The following is a 268-nucleotide window of genomic DNA, read 5'->3' as shown; positions in this document are numbered from 1 at the left end:
GCGATGATCAAAAGCAGCGGACTGAGCGCGATGATTGCCAGGAATGCCACGGTTTTCTCAACCAGACTCTTGCTCAGAGCAGCGGTGGGGCGGCTGGTCAGCGGGCTTTCGTTGAGGTAAATCGCCGGCAGGCCGTCCACGACTTTCACGGAGTGGTTGAGCAGGGTCAGGCTGTTCAAGTCCGGCACCCACACCACATCGACGTTGGCGCCGAGCAAATCGATATACATCGCTTCGATTTTCGCGGCTTCGCACAGCGGCAGGGTGA

The 268-nt window shown here is 59.0% G+C and carries 1 protein-coding gene; it reads right to left on the bottom strand.

All coding sequences use genetic code 11. The features are described from left to right. On the bottom strand, window positions 1–268 hold a 268-nt coding region (locus AAEY83_RS15460), incomplete at both ends, for a hypothetical protein (RefSeq protein ID WP_351060330.1).

The organism is Psychrobacter sp. TB20-MNA-CIBAN-0197 (assembly GCF_040309765.1).
In the GTDB taxonomy this organism is placed as follows: domain Bacteria; phylum Pseudomonadota; class Gammaproteobacteria; order Pseudomonadales; family Moraxellaceae; genus Psychrobacter; species Psychrobacter submarinus.
The sequence above is the reverse complement of the archived record's forward strand: the minus strand, read 5'-3'. Positions and strand labels throughout refer to the sequence as shown.